This window comes from Microbacterium sp. Ag1 (assembly GCF_001005635.1).
GTDB lineage: Bacteria > Actinomycetota > Actinomycetes > Actinomycetales > Microbacteriaceae > Microbacterium > Microbacterium oxydans.
The window spans coordinates 36,902-56,454 of record NZ_LBCR01000023.1 but is presented as its reverse complement, the minus strand read 5'-3'; the positions used below and the strand labels follow the sequence as shown (position 1 = coordinate 56,454).

Sequence of the window (19,553 nt, the reverse complement as noted above, 5' to 3'; positions counted from 1 at the left end):
GTGAGCACTGTCACCGAGAACGGGCGGATGCCGCAGGTCACCCCTGCGGCATCCGCCCCGCCCCTGCGCAAGGAGGCGCTCTGGCGCCGCCGTGATCGGCGGTGGGGGTACGTCTTCGTCGGCCCGCAGCTGATCGGCATGGGCCTGTTCGTCGTCCTGCCGTTCGCCGCCAGCCTGGTGCTGGCGTTCGCCGACTGGGACGGTCTGTCCGACCTCACGTGGGTGGGGTTCGCGAACTTCGCCGACCAGCTGACGGATCCACTGCTGTGGCGAGCGATCATCAACACGCTCATCATCGCGATCGTCACGGTCCCCATCGGTCTCGGCCTCTCGGTGATCGTCGCGGTCGCGCTCGAGAAGCTCAAGACGCGCACGCTCTACCTGATCCTGTTCTTCGCGCCCGTGGTGACCTCGACGGTTGCCGTGGCGATGATCTGGCAGCAGATGTTCCGCTCCGACGGCCTGCTCTCCACGACGATCTCGAAGGTCTTCGGGGTCACCCCGCCCGACTGGCTGCAGGATCCGAAGCTCGCCCTCCTCGCCGTCTGCATCGTCACGATCTGGTCGTCGATGGGCCTGAACGTGGTGATCTTCCTCGCCGGGCTGCAGAACATCTCGCCCTCGGTGATCGAGGCCGCGCGCATCGACGGCGCCGGTCCCTGGCGGTTGTTCACCAGCATCCGTCTGCCGCTGCTCTCGCCGATCGTGTTCTTCTCGTCGGTCGTCGCGTTCATCTCCTCCCTGCAGACATTCGACACGGTCTACGTGCTCGTGCAGGACGCGGGCCCCGACAACGCGACCCGCACGATCGTCTACCACATCTTCGATCTGGGCTTCGGGCGGTTCGAGTTCGGTCCGTCCAGTGCCGCGAGCATCATCCTGCTCGTGCTGACCCTCGTCATCACCGCGGTGCAGTTCGGCGCGCAGAAGAAGTTCGTCCACTACGAGGATGACCCCGCATGAGCATCCAGACGCCTCCCCTCACCGGCCCCGCTCCGGCGACCGACTCCACCGTCGCGATCACCGCGCCCGGCTACCGTTCGCGTGGCCGTGGTGGCCCTGCCGTCGATCGCGCGCGCCGCCGGCTTGGTTCGACCGCGTTGCACGTCGTTCTCATCATCGCCGGGATCGCGATGGTGTTCCCGTTCATCTGGATGCTGCTGACCTCGTTCAAGACGCTGCCGCAGCTGCTGAAGAACCCCCTGCAGTTCCTGCCAGACCCCTGGACCTTCGACAACTACACCGAGGCGTGGAACGCGGTGCCGTTCGGGCAGGCCTACCTGAACAGCGCCTACATCGCGATCCTCGTGGTGGTGGGCACCCTGCTCACGGCCTCGATGGCCGGCTACGCGTTCGCGCGCATCCGATTCCGCGGCAGCAAGGTGCTCTTCATCGTCTTCCTGGCGACGCAGATGATCCCGAAGCAGGTGACGCTGATCCCGTTCTACCTGCTGATGTCGAACCTCGGCTGGGTCGACTCGCATCTCGCGCTGATCGTGCCGGGGATCATGGCGAACCCGTTCGCGGTGTTCCTGATGCGTCAGTTCGTGCTGGCGCTGCCGCGCGAGCTCGAAGAGGCGGCCATCGTCGACGGCGCCGGCCGCTGGCGCATCTTCTGGAGCGTCGTGCTCCCGAACCTCAAGCCCGGTCTCGCAGCCCTCAGCATCATCGTGGCGCTCGATGTCTGGAACGCCTTCCTGTTCCCGCTGGTGCTGCTGAACTCGCCCGACCTGTTCACGGTTCCGCTGTTGCTGAACGCGTTCGAGAGCCAGCAGGGGTCGGTCAACTACGGACTCGTGATGGCGGCCTCCGCGATCGCCACCGTGCCGATGCTGATCGTGTTCGTGATCGGCCAGCGCAAGATCCTCAACAGCATGGCTGCGTCGGGACTCGGAGGACGATGATGACAGATGCTGCAGCGCTCGCCGGTCGTCACCTCGACCTCGTCATCGCGCCCTTCACGCTGCCGCGCTCGCGGGTGCTCGTGTTCCGCGCGGAGCACGGGGAGGGCGTGCGCGTGCACACCTCGGAGTACGAGAGGCGGCTGTCGGAGTGCCGTGTGCTGGACGCGCTGGGTGTGGTGGATGCCGCGGGAGCGGTGCTTCCGGTGACCGACGTGCATCCGGCGCGGGTGACGTTCGGCGATGCGGCGGCGACGCTGACGTTCGCCGATCCGTCGACCCTGAGCCTCGGGGGAGAACCCGGGCTGCGGGTGCGGTTGCGGCGACCGGACGGGCGTGTGGATGAGCATCCGCTCGGTGACGGACTTCGACTCCGCATCGATGCCGATCGTGCCGTCGTCGTCGAGCCCCGCGACCATGCTGCCGCGCTCGCCGCGACGGAGGAGGTCTGGGCCGACTGGTTCGCGAAGTGCCCGACCGTGCGCGACGACCTGCAGGAGATGACCGCGTTCTGCTGGTGGGTGCTCGGGGCGAACGTCGTCGAGCTGCCCTCTCTCGGCGACGCCAGGGCGATCGTCCCGTCGAAGATCGGCTATGTCGGCCTGTGGCAGTGGGATGCGTACTTCATCGCCGCCGGGTTGCGACACGGCGACCCGGAGCTCGCGCGCGAACAGCTCGACCTCGCCTTCCGGTTCGCCCAGTCCGACGGGCAGCTGCCCGACGTGGTGCACGAGCTCGGGGTGCTGGCCACCAGCGATGATCTGCCCGAGAGTGACCGCGCCAACCTGCGTCGCGCCGGCTCGCAGATCGCCGATCCGAGTGCCCCGGTGCCGCTGACGAAGCCGCCGCTCGCCGCCTGGGCGCTGCGCAAGGTGCTCGAGGCCGAGGACGCCCCCGACTACGCGAGGACGCAGCTGGCGCGCATCGTCCGCTCGCAGGACTGGTGGTTCGCGGGAAGCGACCTCGACCACGACGGGATGCCCGAGTACGGTCACCCGTACTCCTCCGGCCTCGACGACAGCCCGATCTTCGACGGTCCGTTGCCGACCGCGGCCCCCGACCTCGGGGCGTACCTCGTGCGCCAAGATCGGGAACTCGCGTCGCTGCTGGAGAGGTACGAGCCGGATGCCGACGTGTCGCGGTACCGGGAGCGGGCTGTCGCCACGCAGGAGCTGCTGCTGCGCATGTGGGATCCCGAGCGTGGCCGCTTCCTCGCGTTCGGCGGAGGGGAGCCGCAGCTCAGCGACACCGTCGTCGGCCTGATGCCGCTGCTCACGGGCACGCTGCCGACGTCGATCGCCGAGGTGTTGCGCGCAGCCGTCGACGACCCCGAACGCTTCCGCCTGCCCTGGGGTCTGCCCACGGTCGCGGCCTCGGACCCGGACTTCTCGGACGAGCGCATGTGGCGTGGCCCGGTGTGGGTCAACACGAGCACGCTCATCGCGGAAGGGCTCGAGGCGTCGGGCTACGCCGAGCGGGCGCGGGAGCTGCGGGAGCAGACCGTTGCGCTGGTGATCCACGGCGGTGGTCCGCACGAGTACTTCAACCCGCACACAGGTCGGAAGGCCCGCACGGCGACGACCGCGTTCGGCTGGTCGGCTGCGCTCTTCATCGACCTCGCCGTGCAGCTCAGCTGACGCCTCCGCCCCCATCGGGAGCTGTCCCCCTTCCAGAGGCGAGGCATCGCGAACACCCGTGCAGGGAGATAGGACGACTGTCGCTGGCAAGACGGCGAGTAGGCGTTGGTGAAACGGCGAAGGAATAAGGGCAGAACGGCGAGATTAGGGCGGCGGATTGGCGAACTCGCGTCTATCATGAGCAGAGGGAGCCAACACCGCTCATCCCTCGCCTTGTCTTTCCGAGGATCCAAGAGGCCTTGAGGGACACCAGAATCGTCGTGATCCAGGGGGCGCGTCAAGTCGGTAAGTCCACGCTCGCAGGGCAAGTGCTTACTGGCAGCCCTGTTGTCTCTGTCACGTTGGACGATCCCGCATCACTCGGCTTCGCGCGTGCGGACCCGGTTGGTTTCGTCGAGCAAGCCCCGAATGCGACGTTGTTGATCGATGAGCTGCAACGCGCGCCGGAACTCGTCGTGGCGTTGAAAGCATCCGTAGACAGAGACAAGCGGCCAGGGCGCTTTCTGGTCACCGGTTCGGCGAACCTCCTCGAGCTCTCATCGACTCACGAGTCGTTGGCGGGGAGGGCGGAGCGAATCGAACTGTACCCGCTGAGCCAGCGCGAACTCTCATCCGGTTCCGGATCCTTCATCGATGCCGCATTCGCCCCCCGTTCGCTGGCGTCGCATTCGAGTGCGCTCAATCGTGCCGACTACATCGCTCGCGCTGTCGATGGCGGATATCCGGAGGCACTGCAACGTCGATCGAGTCGTCGACGGGAGAACTGGTATGAGGCGTATGTCTCCCAGATCGTGAGACGTGATGCGCCCGACATCTCGGGGCTGCAGCGGATCGCCGATCTCCCCAGTCTCCTGCGTCTCATCGCCGGACGGATGGGGAGCACTATGGTCTGGTCATCCCTCGCCGCCGATGCTGGTATTCCGCGGAGAACACTCGACCCGTACATTGTGCTGCTCGAGACGCTCTACCTTACGCACACCCTTCCCGCGTGGTCCGTGAACCTCACATCCCGTGAGGTGAAACAGCCCAAGGTGTTCCCGGTGGACTCCGGGCTAGCCGCTAGCGTCCTAGGTATCGCCCCCGATGGACTAGGACCTGGTGCGCCCCTTTCCGGGCCGATGCTGGAGTGCTTCGTCATCGGTGAGCTTCGGCGCCAGTTGACATGGGCCCGTCAGCGTGCGTCCCTCTACCATTTTCGGGACAGCCGTGGGGTGGAGGTCGATGCGGTGCTCGAGACTCCGGACGGAAGGGTCGTCGGAATCGAAGTCAAGGCGACGGCGACTGTCCGCGCGAAGGATGCCTCCGGCCTCAGCGTCCTCCGGGACCGTCTCGGCGACAGATTCGTCGCGGGCTATGTCCTGCATTCAGGCCGCTCATCGGTCGCGGTCGGTGACCGGATCGCGGCTATACCGATGGATTCGTTGTGGGCGGCGTGATCATCGTCCGCCCTTCCATCGGCGAACACGGCCAGTCCACCAGCGTGCGGACGCGGCGTTCGGACACGATCTCGAGGGCCCACTCCCGCGCGTTCGACATGAACTCCACGGGGGCGAGCAGCGCCCAGTCGAGGTCGCTCTCGCGCAGGGCCGGCTCGACCGTGCTCTCATCCCATCCGCTGAGGACGCTCACTCGCTGCACTCCCGCCGCTTCCGCTGCAGCCACCAGTTCCGCGCCGTTCGTGAGCGTCTCGCCGAACTCGCCGTTGAAGGTGATGAGGTGCACGGCGACGCAGCTCTCGACCGCCTGGCGGAAGGTCTCGACATCGGTCAGGTGCGCAGCGACCTCGCCGAGGCTCACCGGTGAAGAAGTCGGGTGCGCCGTTCCTGTCATCGGGAGCGCGGTGCCCCGGGGTGCTAACCGGAGGAGTGGACCGCGTGCAGCAGTCCGACGCGCATCGACGTGCCGTCGGGCGACTGCAGCACGGTGAAGAGTGTGCGGGTGCAGGTGCGGCACCGCACGATGGCGGCGTGGCGATCGAGCTCGACCACGGTCTCGGCGAGGGCAGCGAGCGCGCCGCAACCGCCGCAGGTGCCGACCAGTGCGGTGACGTCCGCGCCGAACAGGTCCCAGAGCATGCCGGCGATCGCGTTTCCGTCGACGGTCTGTGCGGGGGCGGCAGCATCCATCACTTTCCTCCGAATCGTTCGGTGCGCACATGTTCCGGCGCATGCCCGAGGCCGACCAGCAGGTCGGCCACATGTTCGACGAACCCGGTGGGCCCGCACACGAAGACCAGGGGAGCGCGTTCCGGTGGCCAGGTGGCATCTCGGAGCACCTCTTCGGTGACGCGCCCGACAGCGCCCGCCCATCCGTCAGGAGCAGAACGGGTGAACGCCCATCGCACATCCGCGGCGGCCCCTGCGGGTGCTGCCTCGAGTTCACTGCGGTAGAGGGCCTCGTGCGGAGCCCGCACCGAGTAGAGCAACCTCACCGCGTCGGTCGCCCCTGCGGCCTGAGCTGCCCGCACCATCGACATCAGCGGCACGATGCCGGATCCCCCGGCGATGAGCTGCACGGGACCGGGAGTCTCCGGACGCCACACGAAGTATCTCCCCAGTGGGCCCTTCACCTCGAGCTGATCGCCGACGCGGACGTCCCGCACCAGGTACGGGGAGACCTCCCCGTCGGGGATCTCGTCGACCGCGAGTTCGATCATCTCGCTGTCGCCGAAGGAGGCGAGCGAGTAGGAGCGGACCGCTTGGTAGCCGTCTTCGGCGGTGAGCCGGATATCGACGTGCTGTCCCGGATCACTCCCCGGCCAGCCCGGCACGCTGAGGCGGATCGTGCGGGCCGAATCCGTCTCCGCGTGCGCGCCCGTCACCCGCGCCTCACGCCAGCCGCCCACCGTCACCAATAGCGCTCCTCCGTCCACGGATCGCCGTGCATGTTGTAGCCGTTCTGCTCCCAGAAGCCCGGGGCGTCCTCCTCCATCAGGGTGAGTGCCCTGAGCCACTTCGCGCTCTTCCAGAAGTAGAGGTGCGGCACGATCAGGCGGGCGGGGCCGCCGTGCTCCGGGGCGAGCGGCTCACCCTCGAACTCGACTGCGATCCACGACTGCCCGCCCAGCAGATCGTCGAGGGGGATGTTCGTGGTGTACCCGCCGTAGGAATGCGCCATGGCGAAGGAGGCGGCGGTGTCGATCCCCCCGAAGAGCGTGTCCAGGGAGACCCCGCGCCAGGAGGTGCCGAGCTTCGACCATCGCGTCACGCAGTGGATATCGGTGTGCACGTCTTCGATGGGCAGCTCGTGCATTTGATCCCACGTCCAGGAGACGACCTCGCCGACCTCGTTGCGGATGCCGAAGCTCCACTCCGACATGTGGATGTTCGGTGTCGGCCCTGCGGAGAGCACGGGGAAGTCCTCGGTGAGGTACTGCCCTGGCGGGAGTTCCGGGGTGCTCTCCCTGCGTCGAGCGCCGAAACCTCGGGAAATCACGGCCATGATCTTGCTCCTGTCGGTGGATGCGACCCTGCGCGTCAGGCGTACTGGTTCAGACGGTACTCCGCGGAGGGTGCCCAGGGCGAGGAAGAGTCGCGTCCGGACGGGAACAGAAGGACGTGCGGGTGGAGCAGGACTACGCCGTGAAGTAAGAGCTCGTGGCGTTGTCGAGGATGCGCTGCATGCCGTGCATCCAGTTGAGCTTGAGCGCTTCGACGGCGCCGGGGACGTCGCCGTCGGCGAGGTGCCGGGCGATCTCGGCGTGCTCGGCAGCGACGCGTTCGACCTTGACGTCTTCGGGCACGAGGAGCGACTCGTAGCGGTGGAACGAGCTGCGCACGTTGTCGATGACGGCGAGCAGGCGGGCGTTGGGGCAGGCCGACAGCATCATGCTGTGCCACTCGTCGTCCTTGGTGATGACGAGCTGATGCTCGACGAGCTCGTCGGCGAAGGCGTCGGCCATCTCCTTGAGCTGCGCGCCGATGCGACGCAGCTCGTCGGGCGGACTCAGCTCGAGTGCGAGGCTCTCGAGGGCCGCCATCACAGGGGCGAGGTCGCGGAATTCCGAGGCGCTGAGCGGGACGAAGCGGAAGCCCTTGCCGTTCTCGCTCTCGATCTGTCCTTCGGATTCGAGGGCGATGAGCGCCTCGCGGAGCGGGGTGCGACTGACGCCGAGTTCGGTGGCGAGCTGCACCTCGTTGATGCCCTCGCCGGGCTGCACGAGTCCGGCGCGCATGCGGGTCAGCAGCTCCTGCCGAACCTGCGAGCGCAGGTTCTTGCGTTCGATCGCCATGCATCCCCTCTTCTGCCGCCTGCCCGTCAGCCTATGGGTTGACGGGCCTCTGACGACGTCTTAGTGTGTGTATACAGAATACAGCCGATCCCGGATTTGCACCAGTGCCCGGCCGGGATCAGCCGGTGATGACTCAGAGAGGAGACTTCGTGCCCGCACCCGGTGGCGACCCGCCCACGCGACGCGTCCGCCTCGACGCCCTCGCCTACGGCGGCGACTACAACCCCGACCAGTGGTCGGAAGCGACCTGGCACGAAGACATCCGTCTGATGCGTGAAGCCGGCGTGAACATGGTGAGCCTGCCGATCTTCAGCTGGCCGCAGCTGGAGCCGGAGCCCGGCATCTTCGACTGGGCCTGGCTCGACCGCATCATCGACCTGCTGTGGGAAGCGGGCATCGCGATCGACCTCGCCACCGCCACCGCGACCCCGCCGTCGTGGCTGCTGCGCGCGCACCCCGAGATGGCGCCGTGGGACGCGGACGGCCACCGGCTCGAGTTCGGATCCCGCCAGACGTACTGTCCCTCATCCCCGATCTGGCGCGAGAACGTCGCCCGCATGGCCAGAGCCATGGCCGAGCGCTACGGCGAGCACCCGGGCCTTGCGATGTGGCACATCTCGAACGAGTACGGCGATCACACCTCGCGCTGCTGGTGCCCCGAGTCGGCCCGGCACTTCCGCCGCTGGCTGCAGCACCGCTACGGCGACCTCGACGGCCTGAACGAGGCCTGGGGCGTGAACGTGTGGGGCCAGCGCTACACCTCGTGGGAGCACATCGAGACGCCGAAGAAGGCTCCGGGCCCGGTCAACCCCACCAAGCTGCTCGACTTCGAGCGCTTCTCGTCGGATGCGTTGCTGGAGCTGTTCCAGGTGGAGATCGACGTGCTGCGCGAGGTCACGCCCGACATCGCGGTGACCACGAACTTCATGAGCATGTTCCGCGACCTGAACTATTGGGACTTCGCCGCCGTCGAAGACGTCGTGACCGATGACGCCTACCCCGAGCCGGCCGACCCGACCTCGCACGTCGGCGCCGCGCTCAACTACGGCCTCATGCGTTCGCTCAAGGGCGGGCAGCCGTGGCTGCTGCTGGAGTCCTCGGCCAGTGCGACCAGCTGGCGCGACGTGAACGTGCCCAAGGCGCCGGGCAAGATCCGCATCGAGAGCCTGCAGGCGGTCGCGCACGGCTCCGACGCCGTGATGTTCTTCCAGTGGCGCCAGGCGAAGTACGGCCAGGAGAAGTTCCACTCCTCGATGCTCGGCCACAGAGGCGAGCGTTCGCGCAGCTTCCAGGAGACCAAGGCGCTGGGCAATGAGCTCAAGAAGCTCGAGCCGGTGCGCGGTACCCGCGTGCGCTCGAGCGTCGCCCTCGTCGTGGACTGGGACTCGTGGTGGGGCACCGGCGCTGCGGAATCGCTGCCCTCGCAGCGGTTACAGTGGGCACAGCAGGCCCGCGCCTGGCACCGGGCGCTGTACACGCTCGGCCAGCCGGTGGATGCGGTGCGTGCGACGGGGCCGTTCGACCGCTACGACGTGGTCGTGGTGCCGAACCTCTACATCGTGGAGCAGCCGCAGGCCGACGCGCTGCAGGCGTTCGTCGAACGCGGAGGGCACCTCGTGGTCGGGCCGTTCTCGGGAGTGGTGGATGCCACCGAGAAGGTGCACGACGGCGGAGCGCCAGGACTGCTGCGCGACCTGCTCGGCATCGAGGTCGACGAGCAGTGGCCGATCGCCGACGGGCTGACCGAGAGCATCGACTTCGCGGGCGAGGTCCTGACGGTGCCTTCCTGGAGCGAATGGCTCGAAGCGGATGACGACGTCGAGGTGCGTGCCACGTATGCGAGTGGTGAGCTCGACGGCCTGCCGGCGGTGACCCGTCGCGCGGCGGGGGAAGGGTCGGCCTGGTACGTCAGTGCGATGTTCGAACCGGACGGTCTGCTCACGGTGTTCCGCGACGTCCTGCGCACCGCGGGCCTTCCCGCTCGCGAGCGGACGGACGTCGACGTCGAGGTGGTCACCCGAGCAGACGACGCCACCGACTACACGTTCTACCTGAATCACGGGCGCTCGCCCGTCGCGTTCGAGATCCCGTCGCCGGGCGTTGACCTGCTCACCGGCGTGCGTCATGCGGGCCGTCTGGAGCTCGAACGCTTCGGCGTGGCGGTGCTCGCCGCTCCCCGTGCCGACACCCTCTCTCTTGCCACCCTGACCCCGCCTTCGGGCGCTGATGACGTGAAGGAGGACGCATGACCACTCCATTCGTGCATCCGTACATCCCCAACTCCGCCCCCGAGTCGAGGGCGGCGATGCTCGCGGCCGTCGGCGCCGCGTCGGTCGACGAGTTCTACGCCGATGTGCCGGAGTCTCTGCGACTCGGCCGGGCGCTCGACCTGCCGGCACCGTTCGCGGCCGAGCAGGACCTCGCCCGACACGTGCGCGGACTGCTCGCCAAGAACCGCTCGACCGAGGAACGACTGAGCTTCCTCGGCGCGGGCACCTACAACCACTACGTGCCCGCCGTGGTGGATGAGGTCATCGGCCGCAGCGAGTTCCTGACCGCCTACGCCGGCGAACCCTACGAGGACCACGGCCGCTTCCAGGCCCTGTTCCAGTACCAGTCGCTGATGGCGGAGCTGTTGGAGATGGACGTCGTGAACGTGCCGGTCTACGACGGTTACCAGGCGACGGCGACGGGCCTCACGATGTCGGGGCGTCTCACCGGTCGCGGGCGCGTGCTGGTGGTCAGCGACGTGCTGCCGGCGAAGCTCGCGAAGGTGCACGACTACGTGCGGGCCCATCTGACGCTCGAGCACGTGCCGCCCGTGAACGGCACGGCGGACGTGGAGGGGATCAGGACCGCACTCGGCGACGATGTCGCCGCCGTGTGGGTCGAGACGCCCAGTGCCACCGGCGCAGTGGAGGCGGCGCTGCAGGAGATCGCGGACGCCGCGCACGCTGCCGGAGCCGTGCTCGTGGTCGGCACCGATCCCATCGGCTACGGGGTGCTCACCCCGCCCTCGGTCTCCGGTGCCGACATCGTCACCGGAGACATCCAGTCCCTCGGCCTGCATCAGTGGTTCGGCGGCGCTCACGGTGGCTTCATCGCTGTGCACGACGACCCCGCGTTCGTGATGGAGATGCCCTCGCGCCTGTTCGGGCTCGCCACCACCGACGTGCCCGGCGAGTACGGCTTCGGCGACGTGGCCTACGAGCGCACCTCGTTCGCACACCGCGAGGAGGGGAAGGAATGGGTCGGCACGGCCGCGGCCCTGTGGGGCATCGCCGCCGGTGTCTACCTCGCACTGATGGGTCCCACCGGCATGGCGGAGCTCGGCGAGGTGCTGCTCGCCCGCACCCGGTACGCGCAGCAGGCACTCGCCGCTGTTCCCGGTGTCTCTCTCGATGACGACGCCGTGCATCTGCGCGAATTCACGGTGACCCTTCCGGTGCCAGCGGCGGAGGTCGTCACGGCGCTCCGCGCCCGGGGCATCGAACCCGGCGTGGTCGTGGGCGAGCACCGCCTGCTCGTCTGCGTCACCGAACTGGTCTCCCAATCCGACATCGACGTCCTGGCCGGCGCGCTTGCCGCAGTCGTCGCCCCCGAACTCGCAGAGGAGCAGAAGTGAGCCTCCCCGTCGCGCCCAAGCCGGCGCTCCGCCGATTCCAGCAGGCCCGCTGGGACGAGCCGATCATCTTCGAGCTGACCACACCCGGTGAACGCGGCGTGCTGGTGTCGCAGGTCGAGCCGGGCGTGCGCGAGGTGGTGGGCGATGTGGTCGCCGCGCTGCCGGACTCCCTGCGTCGCCCGTCTCGTCCCGCGCTGCCCGAGATGGGGCAGATGCGGGTGCTCAAGCACTACCTGCGTCTGTCGCAGGAGAACCTCGGTGCCGACTTCAACGTCGACATCGGCCAGGGCACCTGCACCATGAAGTACGCCCCGAAGATCAACGACCAGCTCGCGAACACCCCGCAGCTCACCGCGATGCATCCGCACCAGGATCCGGCCGATGCGCAGGGCGTGCTCGAGATCGTCTGGCAGTTGGAACGGGTGCTCGCCGAGATCTCCGGCATGGACGAGGTGTCGCTGCACACGCAGGGCGGCTCGGCGGCGATCTGGTCGAACATCGCCATGATCCGTGCCTTCCATGAGGCGAACGGCGAAGGCGAGCAGCGTCGCGAGGTCATCACCACGATCTTCAGCCACCCCTCGAACGCGGCCGCGGCGAAGGCGGCAGGCTATGAGGTCATCACGGTCTACCCCGACGCCGAGGGCTATCCGTCGCTCGACGCGCTCAAGGCCGCGTTGTCGCCCCGCACCGCGGCGATCATGGTCACGAACCCGGAGGACACCGGCATCTACAATCCGGCGATCCGGGAGTGGGTCGACGCCGCGCACGCGGTCGGAGCCCTCGCCTCGTACGACCAGGCCAACGCGAACGGCATCCTCGGTGTCACGCGCGCCCGCGACGCCGGCTTCGACGTGTGCCACTTCAACCTGCACAAGACCTTTGGCACCCCGCACGGCAGCGGTGGACCGGGATCTGGCGCGAACGCCGTGAGCGCGGCGCTCGCCCCATTCCTGCCGGGACCGCGCGTGGTGCGCGACGATGACGGGACCTTCGGGGTGGTCGAGGCGGGAGAGCTGTCGATCGGCGCGGTCGGCCCGTTCTTCGGCGTCATCCCCGCGCTCGTGAAGGCCTACTCCTGGATCATGGCACTGGGGGCTCCGGGGCTGCTCGCCGCCGCGGAGACCGCCGTGCTGAACAACAACTACCTGATGGCTCGTGTGCTCGCGATCCCCGGAGCATCCGCGCCGTATGCCACGGGTCGCCGCCGCATCGAGCAGGTGCGCTACTCGTGGGAGGAGCTGTACCAGGAGACCGGCATCTCGTCGGAGGAGATCGGCGTGCGCATGTCCGACTTCGGGATGCACTACTGGACGAGTCACCACCCCTACGTGGTGCCGCAGCCGTTCACGCTCGAGCCGACCGAGTCATACTCCATGGCGGAGCTCGACGAGTATGCGGCGACCCTCGCCGAGGTGGCACGTGAGGCGCGGGAGACCCCCGAGGTGGTGCGCACCGCCCCGCACAACCAGACCGTGCACCACACGCACCATGACGATCTGGACGACCCGGAGCGGTGGGCGATCACCTGGCGCGCATACCAGCGGAAGTACGCGGTGGAGCTGGCCGCACGGGCGGACTGACCGCGATGCTCGGACTCGTCGTCAACCCTGTCGCCGGAGTCGGAGGGCCCGCGGGGCTCGCCGGCTCCGACGGTGCGGACGTGCAGCGCCTCGCCATCGCGCGCGGCGCCCGTTCGCGCGTGCAGGAACGGGCGGTCCTCGCCCTGACGACGCTCGCCGAACGGCATCCGGGACTCGTGGTCGCGACGGTGCCCGGAGCCATGGGCGCCGATGCGGTGCGCGTCGCAGGTCTCGTGCCGTGCGTCGTCGGGGCGGGCTCGAGCGATGCGGGCGTGACCGAGGCGGGTGTGACCGAGGTGACGGAGGCGGCGGATACCTCGCGTGCGGTCGCAGCGTTGGCCGCGGCGGGGGTCGATCTGCTCCTCGTCGTGGGTGGCGACGGCACCCTGCGCGACGCGGTCTCGGGGCTCGGCGCCGCGGCGCATCCGTCGGGTGAAAAGCCCGATGGCGGAAGGTGCGACGACGGATCCGCGCTCGACGCCGAAAGCTGCCGACAGGCGCACGGTCTGCCGGCCGTGCTCGGAGTTCCGGCAGGCGTGAAGATGTACTCGCCCGTGTTCGCGGTCAGTCCGCGGGCCGCGGGATCGATCGCCGCGGACTGGATCGAGCACGACGGACTCCCGACCGAGGAGCGTGAGGTGCTCGACATCGACGAGGCCGCGATGCGGCGCGCCCGCGTCGACCCCACGCTGTACGGAATGCTCCGGGTGCCGCATCGTGCGGGCCGCACTCAGGCACGCAAGGCGCCGACGCCGGTCACCGAGGCGGCTGCGGTCGAAGCTGCGGCCCGCGGGGCTGTCTCCCGCATGCGACCGGGCGTGCGCTATCTGCTCGGCCCCGGCGGCACGACCGCGGAGCTCGCTCGGCAGCTCGGCGTCGAAGGATCGCCACTCGGCGTCGACGTCGTTCTCGACGGTGCCGTCCTCGTCCACGGCGCGAGTGAGCAGGAGCTGCTCGCCCAGATCGCCGAGGGCCCGGCGCGGGCCGTCGTCACCGTGATCGGCGGGCAGGGGTTCCTGCTCGGGCGCGGCAACCAACAGCTCTCGGCACCCGTTCTTCGTGCGCTCGGCGACGACCCGCTCCTCGTCGTCGCCCCCGAGCAGAAGCTCATCGACCTACAGGGTCGGCCGCTCCTCGTCGACACCGGCGACCCGGAACTCGATGCGAGACTCGCCGGGCATGTCCGCATCATCACCGGCGTCGGCACCACGAGTCTCTATGCCGTGACCGCACCCGAACTCTCCCTCACCTGACACATCCCGACCCCGACAGACCCGTCTGCACGTACCCGAAAGGACACCCCATGCGTCTCGAGAACAAAAAGGCCATCGTCACCGGCGGTGCCGGCGGCATCGGTCGCGCCACGTCACTCGCACTCGCTGCCGAGGGCGCGGCGGTCGCCGTCGTCGACCTGAACACGGAGGCGGCCGAAGCCGTCGCGGAGGAGATCCGTGCGGCCGGTGGCATGGCCATCGCGATCGCGGCGGATGTGGCGAGCGAGTCCGACATCGAACGGGTGATCGCCACGTCGGTGGCCGAACTCGGCGGAGTGAACGTCGTCTTCAACAACGCCGGGATCATCCGTCGCACCACCGCCGTCGAGACGACCGTCGAGGAGTGGGACCGCGTGTTCGGCGTGAACGTGCGCTCGATCTTCCTGATGTGCAAGCACATCGTTCCGGTCATGGAGGCTGCGGGTGGAGGCTCGATCATCAACACCGGGTCGGGCTGGGGCCTCAAGGGCGGTGGCCAGGCCATCTCCTACTGCGCCTCGAAGGGCGCGGTCGTGAACATGACGCGCGCGCTCGCGATCGACCACGGTCCCGCCGGCATCCGCGTGAACTCGGTCAACCCCGGCGATGTGAACACCGGGATGCTGCGGGAGGAAGCGCGTCAGCTGGCGCAGGACACCAACGCGTTCCTCGCCGAAGCCGCCGATCGCCCGCTGCGCCGCATGGGCGAGCCGAGCGAGGTCGCACAGGCGGTGGTCTGGCTGGCGAGCGACGACTCCTCGTACGTCACCGGCTCGGCCCTCGTCGTGGACGGCGGCGGGATCGCCTAGCCCTGTCCGTCGGCCTTCATCTGGATCAGCTGGATCAGGTTGCCGCACGTGTCGTCGAGAACCGCGACCCAGGCGGCACCGATGTCGGTCGGCGGCTGGGTGAACACGACGCCGAGCCCGGTCAGGCGTGCGTGTTCGGCGGCGAGGTCGTCGACGGCGAACTGCGCGAGTGGGATGCCGTCTTCGACGAGCGCGTCGCGGTAGGGCTTGACCGCGGGGTGCTCCGAAGGCTCGAGCAGGAGCTCGGGTCCGCCGGGCGCTTCGGGCGAGGTCACCGTGAGCCAGGCGGCATCGCCGAGGGGGATGTCATGGTGCTTCGTGAAGCCGAGCACGTCGGTGTAGAAGGAGAGGGCCTTGCGCTGGTCGTCGACGAAGATGCTGGTCAGTTCGATTCTCATGGGGTGCTCCGTGTGGTCGGCCACCGCTCGGCGATGCGGGCGATGGGTTCCGGATGGAAGAAGTGGAACTTGGAACGGCCTTGTCGTTCCGTGGAGATCAGTCCGGCGGATTCGAGTACCGCGAGGTGCTGGGAGACCGCCTGCCGGGTCAGCGTCACACCGTGCTGCATCGTCAACGTCGAGCAGATCTCGAAGAGCGTCTGTCCGTCCCGCCGCGACAGCTCATCGAGGATGAGTCGCCTCGTCTCGTCGTCGAGCGCGTGGAACAGATCGGCCATGGGATCACGATAGGCAAGTGGATGCTTGCATATCAAGCCTGTCCCAGGACACTCGCGTAAAATCGGGACAATGACCGACGCCCCCTCCGACGCTGCACCCGACCTCGGACCGGGCGTCGACCCCGAAGATCTCGCCACCACGCTGCGCGTGCTGCGCGAGCTGCACCGGATCGACAACGAGCACCCCGATTTCATCGCGGTACGCCAGGCCACCGCGGCGATGTTCAAAGACGTGAAGCGGGTGCGCCGCAAGCAGATCCGTGACGCGATCGCCGAGGCCGACAAAGCCGTGGTGGCCCGCACCGCCACGGGTGCCCCCGACCGCATCGATGATGAGACCCGTGGCAACGATCTCGCCACCAGCGTCGTCGACGCCCCGATCGCGGGCGAGCTGCTGAAGCCCCGCAACTGCTACATCTGCAAGCAGCCGTACACACAGGTCGACGCTTTCTACCACCAGCTCTGCCCGGACTGCGCCCGCTTCAGCCACGGCAAGCGCAACGCCCGCACCGACCTCACCGGCAAGCGCGCCCTGCTCACGGGTGGCCGCGCGAAGATCGGCATGCACATCGCGCTGCGGCTGCTGCGTGACGGCGCACACACCACGATCACGACCCGCTTCCCGCGCGACGCCGTGCGACGCTTCTCGGCCCTGCCCGACTCGGCCGACTGGCTGCACCGCCTGCGCGTGGTCGGCATCGACCTGCGCGACCCTGCTCAGGTGATCGGCCTGGCGGACTCGGTCGCCGCTCAGGGCCCGCTCGACATCCTCATCAACAACGCCGCACAGACCGTACGCCGCTCGCCGGGTGCTTACTCCCTGTTGGCGGATGCCGAGCTGCAGCCCCTCCCCGACGGACCCCTGCCCGAGATGGAGACCTTCGGGCACACGGCCGACCCGCACCCGCAAGCGCTGCAGGCCTCGGTCGATGCGCATCCGCTGCTCTCGGTCGCGGCCCTCGGCGGCACGGTCGCCGAGCAGGGTGGTCAGGCACTCACGGCCGAAGATCTCGCGCGCCTCGCGATGGCGCCCGGATCGTCGTCGCTCGAGAAGCATGCCGACGGCACCGCGATCGACGCCGGCGGCCTCGTGCCCGACGTGAACCGCGTCAACAGCTGGGTGCAGTCGATCGAGCAGGTCGATCCGCTCGAGATGCTCGAGGTGCAGCTCGCGAACACGACAGCGCCGTTCCTGCTGATCAGCCGTCTGCGTGCCTCGATGGCCGCGTCCGATGCGCACCGCAAGTACGTGGTCAACGTCTCGGCGATGGAGGGACAGTTCTCCCGCCGCTACAAGGGTCCTGGACACCCGCACACGAACATGGCCAAGGCTGCGCTCAACATGCTCACCCGCACCAGCGCGGGGGAGATGCTGGAGAAGGACGGCATCCTCATGACCGCCGTCGACACGGGCTGGATCACGGACGAGCGTCCGCACTACACGAAGGTGCGCCTCGCCGAAGAGGGCTTCCACGCCCCGCTCGACCTGGTCGACGGTGCCGCCCGCGTGTACGACCCGATCGTGCGCGGCGAGGCCGGGGACGACATCCACGGCGTGTTCCTCAAGGACTACGAGCCCAGCCCCTGGTGAGGGAAGTTCGGGTCAGTGAGCGCGCTCGGCGAGGTTCGCCGAGGCCCACTGCCCGAGCTGGTTCAGGATCGGCAGCAGTCCTTCTCCCGCGGGTGTGAGCGCGTACGACACGGTCACCGGCGGACCGGCATCGACCGTGCGTGCGACGAGTCCGGCGTCGGCGAGCTCCGCCAGGCGATCGGAGAGCACGGTGTCGCTGATGCCGTCCACGGCGCGGCGAAGTGAGACGAACGTCGTGGGTCCGCCCCCGAGCGACGACACGATCATGCCGTTCCACCGCTTCCCGAGCACGCTGAAGGCCAGTGTGACGGCGGCGTCGCACACCTGACGCCCTTCGTCGGTCCCGGACATCCCCCCATCCTACCCGTGCTACGTTTACCGATGTCGCTAAGAAAAACAGAGCGACTACGAAAACGAGAGGTAGGCCCATGTCCCTGTTCCGCCTGGATGCCAGCATCCTTCCCGCGTCGTCCGCCAGTCGTGCGCTCGCCGACATCGTCGAGGCCGAGTGGACCGCGTCGCACCCCGATTCGACCGTCTTCCGTCGCGATCTGGCGAGCGACCCCGTGCCCGCGACCGCGTGGGCGGATGCCGTGACGGGCGGATTCGTCGACGAGGCCCAGCGGACCCCTGCGCAGAACGAGGCTCGCGCCCTCGCGACGCAGTTCGCCGACGAGCTCATCGGCGCCGACGCTCTGCTGTTCGCGGTGCCGCTCTACAACTACGGCGTCTCGCAGCACTTCAAGACCTGGTTCGATCTCGCCTACACCGACGCACGCATCGATCCGACCGGCACCGCGTTGAACGGCAAGCCGGCGACCCTGGTCACCGTGCTCGGCGGCAACTACGCGCCCGGTTCGCCCAAGGAGGGCTGGGACCACTCGACCGGCTGGCTGCGACGCGTGCTCGAAGACGTCTGGGGTCTCGATCTGCGCGTCGTGCAGCGTCCGTTCACGCTGGTCGGCGTCAACCCGGCGCTCGACGCGTTCGCCGACACCGCGCGCGAGCTCAAGGAGAACGCCGAAGCCGACGCCCGCACCTACGGCCGCGAGCTCGCCGCGACACGCGACCCGCGGGTGGCCTGAGCCCCGTCTTCGAATCGCGCAAATGGTTCCTTCTGGGCCCCGCATCCGACCGTTTGCGCGATTCGAAACACCTGCGGACAGTCAGCCGGGAAGGCCCGTCGGGTAGGGGTGCGGCAGCCACACGGTCACGATCAGACCGCCGTCCGTCCGCGGGGTGAGGACGAGCGTGCCGTTGTGCGCCTGCGTGATGCGGTCGACGATCGCAAGGCCGAGCCCCGCCCCCGCATGGTCGTCGCCGCGGGTGCGCTCCGCCCCGCGCTGGAACGGTTCGACAAGGGTGGCGACCTGATGCGCAGGCAACTGTTCACCGGTGTTCTCCACGACCAGCGCGACCGCGTGCGGCATCGAGTGCGTGCGCACGGCAACGGCCCCGCCGGTCGGAAGGTTGTGCACGATCGCGTTGAGGACGAGGTTCATGACCAGCTGCGGCAGCAGCGCCGCCGACCCGAGCACCGACGCGGGGACGCCGCCGACCTCCAGTGCGACTCCTCGACGGTCGGCGAGGGGAACCAGCGCCTCGACGGCCTCCTCGGCGAGAAGGGAGAGATCGACGATCTCGCGCGGGAACGTCCGGCGATCCGCCCGGCTCAGCAGCAGCAGCGCCTCCGTGAGGTCGATCGCACGCGTGTTCACCCGCTGCAGTCGGGCGATCAGCTCGTCCACGTCGCGGTCCGGGTCGTCACGGGCGACCTCGAGCAGCGCCTGCGAGATCGCGAGGGGAGTGCGCAGCTCGTGCGAGGCGTTCGCGGCGAACCGCTGCTGCTCGGCGACGTGGGCTTCGAGCTGCTCGAGCATCGAGTCGAAGACATCGGCCAGATCGCGGAACTCGTCGCGAGGGCCGGGCAGCGCGATCCGGTGCGAGAGCGAGCCCTGCGCCGCCAGTCGCGCAGCGTCGCCGATGCGTTCCAGAGGTGCAAGCATGCGTCCGGCCAGCAGCCATCCGCCGCCGAGCCCGATGGCCAGCAGTGCCACCATGACCGTCGAGGCGACCGGCACGAACGCCCTGATCAGGTCGGAGCGGTTGGGAACGCGGATGTCCGCGGAGATCTGCACGTCGGGCACGTAGCGCAGCAGGTACAGGGCCACCGCGGCGAGCAGCAGCAGTCCGGAGACCACCACGATGCCCGCATAGCTGAGGGTGAGCTTGAGGCGAGCGCTCATC

General features: G+C 68.6%; 20 protein-coding genes. 11 read left to right on the top strand and 9 right to left on the bottom strand.

What is annotated here, in order from left to right:
- The 4 genes from AAY78_RS03205 to AAY78_RS03190 all read left to right on the top strand — a co-directional run bounded on the left by AAY78_RS03205 (position 1) and on the right by AAY78_RS03190 (position 4,974).
- The gene (locus AAY78_RS03205; RefSeq protein WP_052748623.1) at positions 1-963 is read left to right on the top strand and encodes a carbohydrate ABC transporter permease; all 963 of its coding nucleotides are present in this window, start codon (positions 1-3) and stop codon (positions 961-963) included.
- The gene (locus tag AAY78_RS03200; RefSeq protein WP_082108554.1) at positions 960-1,904 is read left to right on the top strand and encodes a carbohydrate ABC transporter permease; all 945 of its coding nucleotides are present in this window, start codon (positions 960-962) and stop codon (positions 1,902-1,904) included. The genes AAY78_RS03205 and AAY78_RS03200 overlap by 4 nt, the downstream gene beginning before the upstream one ends.
- Positions 1,901-3,538 (top strand): amylo-alpha-1,6-glucosidase, encoded by a 1,638-nt coding sequence (locus AAY78_RS03195; RefSeq protein WP_156172606.1) that lies wholly within the window; start codon positions 1,901-1,903, stop codon positions 3,536-3,538. The genes AAY78_RS03200 and AAY78_RS03195 overlap by 4 nt, the downstream gene beginning before the upstream one ends.
- Before the next feature lie 260 nt (positions 3,539-3,798).
- The gene (locus tag AAY78_RS03190) at positions 3,799-4,974 is read left to right on the top strand and encodes an ATP-binding protein (protein WP_197077666.1); all 1,176 of its coding nucleotides are present in this window, start codon (positions 3,799-3,801) and stop codon (positions 4,972-4,974) included.
- Here AAY78_RS03190 and AAY78_RS03185 read toward each other — a convergent pair.
- The 5 genes from AAY78_RS03185 to AAY78_RS03165 all read right to left on the bottom strand — a co-directional run bounded on the left by AAY78_RS03185 (position 4,943) and on the right by AAY78_RS03165 (position 7,769).
- Positions 4,943-5,368 (bottom strand): hypothetical protein, encoded by a 426-nt coding sequence (locus AAY78_RS03185; RefSeq protein WP_156172605.1) that lies wholly within the window; start codon positions 5,366-5,368, stop codon positions 4,943-4,945. The genes AAY78_RS03190 and AAY78_RS03185 overlap by 32 nt on opposite strands.
- A 23-nt stretch (positions 5,369-5,391) precedes the next feature.
- Positions 5,392-5,664, bottom strand: coding sequence for a DUF6510 family protein (locus AAY78_RS03180; RefSeq protein WP_046746918.1), 273 nt, complete (start codon positions 5,662-5,664; stop codon positions 5,392-5,394).
- Positions 5,664-6,389, bottom strand: coding sequence for a ferredoxin reductase (locus AAY78_RS03175; RefSeq protein ID WP_082108553.1), 726 nt, complete (start codon positions 6,387-6,389; stop codon positions 5,664-5,666). Before AAY78_RS03175 ends, AAY78_RS03180 begins: the two co-directional genes overlap by 1 nt.
- Positions 6,386-6,979, bottom strand: coding sequence for a sulfite oxidase-like oxidoreductase (locus AAY78_RS03170; RefSeq protein WP_046746916.1), 594 nt, complete (start codon positions 6,977-6,979; stop codon positions 6,386-6,388). The genes AAY78_RS03175 and AAY78_RS03170 overlap by 4 nt, the downstream gene beginning before the upstream one ends.
- Positions 6,980-7,112: 133 nt before the next feature.
- Positions 7,113-7,769: a GntR family transcriptional regulator gene (locus tag AAY78_RS03165; protein ID WP_046746915.1), complete on the bottom strand. Its 657-nt coding sequence runs from the start codon at positions 7,767-7,769 to the stop codon at positions 7,113-7,115.
- Positions 7,770-7,918: 149 nt separating this feature from the next.
- Between AAY78_RS03165 and AAY78_RS03160 the strand changes: the two genes are divergently transcribed.
- From AAY78_RS03160 to AAY78_RS03140, 5 genes are read left to right on the top strand one after another with little or no spacing between them, the layout of a single operon-like run.
- Positions 7,919-10,018 carry a beta-galactosidase gene (locus tag AAY78_RS03160; protein WP_046746914.1) on the top strand — a complete coding sequence of 700 codons (2,100 nt, stop codon included), beginning with the start codon at positions 7,919-7,921 and terminating at the stop codon, positions 10,016-10,018.
- On the top strand, positions 10,015-11,394 hold the full coding sequence (gene gcvPA / locus AAY78_RS03155; RefSeq protein WP_046746913.1) for an aminomethyl-transferring glycine dehydrogenase subunit GcvPA: 1,380 nt from the start codon (positions 10,015-10,017) through the stop codon (positions 11,392-11,394). The genes AAY78_RS03160 and gcvPA overlap by 4 nt, the downstream gene beginning before the upstream one ends.
- Entirely contained in the window at positions 11,391-12,977 is a 1,587-nt protein-coding gene (gcvPB, locus tag AAY78_RS03150) for an aminomethyl-transferring glycine dehydrogenase subunit GcvPB (protein ID WP_046746912.1), read from the top strand. The genes gcvPA and gcvPB overlap by 4 nt, the downstream gene beginning before the upstream one ends.
- A 5-nt stretch (positions 12,978-12,982) precedes the next feature.
- Positions 12,983-14,230, top strand: a complete 1,248-nt coding sequence (locus tag AAY78_RS03145; protein WP_046746911.1) for an ATP-NAD kinase family protein — start codon at positions 12,983-12,985, stop codon at positions 14,228-14,230.
- A gap of 50 nt (positions 14,231-14,280) precedes the next feature.
- Positions 14,281-15,039 (top strand): SDR family NAD(P)-dependent oxidoreductase, encoded by a 759-nt coding sequence (locus AAY78_RS03140; RefSeq protein ID WP_046746910.1) that lies wholly within the window; start codon positions 14,281-14,283, stop codon positions 15,037-15,039.
- On the opposite strand, the gene AAY78_RS03135 is transcribed toward AAY78_RS03140, so the two are convergent.
- Together AAY78_RS03135 and AAY78_RS03130 are read right to left on the bottom strand one after the other, a co-directional pair.
- On the bottom strand, positions 15,036-15,437 hold the full coding sequence (locus tag AAY78_RS03135; RefSeq protein ID WP_046746909.1) for a VOC family protein: 402 nt from the start codon (positions 15,435-15,437) through the stop codon (positions 15,036-15,038). The genes AAY78_RS03140 and AAY78_RS03135 overlap by 4 nt on opposite strands.
- Positions 15,434-15,715 (bottom strand): ArsR/SmtB family transcription factor, encoded by a 282-nt coding sequence (locus AAY78_RS03130; RefSeq protein WP_171010931.1) that lies wholly within the window; start codon positions 15,713-15,715, stop codon positions 15,434-15,436. Before AAY78_RS03130 ends, AAY78_RS03135 begins: the two co-directional genes overlap by 4 nt.
- Positions 15,716-15,785: 70 nt before the next feature.
- On the opposite strand from AAY78_RS03130, the gene AAY78_RS03125 reads away from it, so the two are divergent.
- On the top strand, positions 15,786-17,306 hold the full coding sequence (locus AAY78_RS03125) for an SDR family NAD(P)-dependent oxidoreductase (RefSeq protein ID WP_046746908.1): 1,521 nt from the start codon (positions 15,786-15,788) through the stop codon (positions 17,304-17,306).
- 12 nt (positions 17,307-17,318) lie between these two features.
- Here AAY78_RS03125 and AAY78_RS03120 read toward each other — a convergent pair whose 3' ends face one another.
- Positions 17,319-17,657 (bottom strand): winged helix-turn-helix transcriptional regulator, encoded by a 339-nt coding sequence (locus AAY78_RS03120; RefSeq protein ID WP_046746907.1) that lies wholly within the window; start codon positions 17,655-17,657, stop codon positions 17,319-17,321.
- 77 nt (positions 17,658-17,734) lie between these two features.
- On the opposite strand from AAY78_RS03120, the gene AAY78_RS03115 reads away from it, so the two are divergent.
- Positions 17,735-18,391: an FMN-dependent NADH-azoreductase gene (locus tag AAY78_RS03115; RefSeq protein WP_046746906.1), complete on the top strand. Its 657-nt coding sequence runs from the start codon at positions 17,735-17,737 to the stop codon at positions 18,389-18,391.
- Between the two features lie 81 nt (positions 18,392-18,472).
- On the opposite strand, the gene AAY78_RS03110 is transcribed toward AAY78_RS03115, so the two are convergent.
- Positions 18,473-19,552, bottom strand: coding sequence for a sensor histidine kinase (locus AAY78_RS03110; RefSeq protein WP_046746905.1), 1,080 nt, complete (start codon positions 19,550-19,552; stop codon positions 18,473-18,475).
- Position 19,553 lies beyond the last annotated feature (1 nt).